Origin of the sequence: Microbacterium sp., from assembly GCF_036566905.1 — a bacterium.
GTDB lineage: Bacteria > Actinomycetota > Actinomycetes > Actinomycetales > Microbacteriaceae > Microbacterium.
The window spans coordinates 1-1,793 of the sequence record NZ_DATCVK010000116.1; the positions used below are offsets into that span (position 1 = coordinate 1).

Annotated in this window: 3 protein-coding genes; 2 read left to right on the top strand and 1 reads right to left on the bottom strand. The window is 68.1% G+C overall.

Annotated features, from left to right (window positions below; translation table 11 throughout):
- Positions 1 to 53 precede the first annotated feature (53 nt).
- Positions 54 to 287, bottom strand: coding sequence for a hypothetical protein (locus VIP82_RS08715; RefSeq protein WP_331907663.1), 234 nt, complete (start codon positions 285 to 287; stop codon positions 54 to 56).
- Positions 288 to 454: 167 nt separating this feature from the next.
- On the opposite strand from VIP82_RS08715, the gene VIP82_RS08720 reads away from it, so the two are divergent.
- Both VIP82_RS08720 and VIP82_RS08725 read left to right on the top strand, forming a co-directional pair.
- Positions 455 to 859: a group I truncated hemoglobin gene (locus tag VIP82_RS08720; protein ID WP_331907665.1), complete on the top strand. Its 405-nt coding sequence runs from the start codon at positions 455 to 457 to the stop codon at positions 857 to 859.
- A gap of 4 nt (positions 860 to 863) precedes the next feature.
- Positions 864 to 1,793, top strand: a 930-nt coding sequence (locus VIP82_RS08725; protein ID WP_331907667.1) for a globin domain-containing protein, incomplete at its 3' end; no start/stop codon positions are given.

Sequence of the window (1,793 nt, forward strand, 5' to 3'; positions counted from 1 at the left end):
ACTCGCCGACGGCCGAGTAACGAGGTAGGTCGGCGCCGATCGGAAGGCGCCGATCAGAAGGCGGCCGAGGCCCACCAGACGACGATGAACAGGCCCATCGCGACGAAGATCAGGCCCACGATCAGGAAGACGATGGAGTTCGGGCCGCGGGCTCCCGCGCGCGCCACGGTCGACTGACGCTCCGCCGTGATCGTCTCGGACAGCCAGCGGCGCTTGACGATGAGCACTGCGCCTGCGACGAGCGCGAGCACGGCCCATGCGAGGGCGAAGGCCAGACCGAGTTCCACCCTGCCAGCCTATTGGCGGCGACCGAAGCCGCGGAACGGAGTGTGCCAGACGGGACTGGACGCCCGCTCCGAACCGACGCGACATGCAGAAAACCTTTGATCTGAGGGTGCGCATTCTGCTAGGAAAGGGAAGTCCACACACCCCCCTACCGAACGGACACCCTCGAATGAACTCCCTCGATCTGCAGACCCAACCCGAAGCCCAGAGCGACTACGCAGCCGTCGGAGGTGCACCCGCGGTCACCGCCGTCGTCAATCGGTTCTACGAGCTGGTGCTCGGCGACGATCGACTGCTGAAGCACTTCGAGGGCATCGAGATGGTCCGGCTCAAGCGACACCAGGTCGCGCTCGTCTCCCAGGTCATGGGCGGGCCGGTCGCCTACGAGGGACGCGACCTGCGTGCGGCCCACGCGAACATGGGTATCACGGCTGAAGAGTTCGGCGCCGTCGCCGAGCACCTGATCGCTGCGCTGACCGAGGCCGGTGTTCCTTCCGAGATCGTCGACCGCACCGTGACCGCCGTCGCCGCGACGCAACCCGACATCGTCGAGGCCGGCGCGACGCAAGACTGACGGCGTGGACACCGCTGCGCTGAAGCACACCTGGTCGCTGGCCGAGTCGCTCGGCGACGAGGTGCCGCTCTTCTTCTACTCGCACCTCTTCTACACGCACCCCGAACTTCGGGCGATGTTCCCGGTCGCGATGGCCACCCAACGCGACCGACTCGTCGGCGCACTCGGGCGCATCGTGTCCAACGTCGATCAACTCGACGAGGTGACCACGTTCATCGGGCAGCTCGGCCGTGACCACCGCAGGTTCGAGGTCATCGCCGAGCACTACGACGCGGTCGGCCTCTCTCTGCTCACCACCCTGCAGCACTTCCTCGGCGACCTCTGGACCCCAGAGCTCGCCGAGGACTGGGCCGGTGCGTACGGCGTCATCGCGACCGCGATGGTGCAGGCCGCCGAGGAGTCGGAACTGAGCAGTCCGGCCTCTTGGGCGGGTCACGTCACCGCGGTCGAGCGCCGCAGCATGGACATCGCGATCGTGCACGTGCGTCCCGAACCCGACCTCCCGTTCGAGCCCGGGCAGTCGTTCGCCGTCGAGACGCCGTACGCCCCGCGCTTGTGGCGTTACTTCAGCGCCGCAAACGCGCCGCGGGAGGACGGCACGATCGAGTTCCACGTGCAACTGGTGCCAGGCGGGCAGGTCTCGAGCGCCGTGGTGCGGCGGCTGAAGGCCGGTGACGTCCTGCGGCTGGGCTCAGCGGTCGGGCAGGAGCTGACGCTCAGCGACGCAGACCGCGGTCGAGACCTCGTCATGGTCGCCGGCGGCACCGGCCTGGCCCCGCTCCGTGCGCATCTCGAACGCATCGACCTGCAGTGGCAGGCGACCGGAGACGCCCCGCGCGTGCACCTGTTCCACGGCGCTCGAGTTCCGTGGAACCTGTACGAGAACCGCCTGATGCAGAGCCTGACCGGTCGGCCATGGTTCAGCTACACGCCG

Coding starts and splice junctions, on each gene's coding strand:
- VIP82_RS08720 (WP_331907665.1), top strand. CDS start 455: ATGAACTCCCTCGATCTGCAGACCCAACCCGAAGCCCAGAGCGACTAC.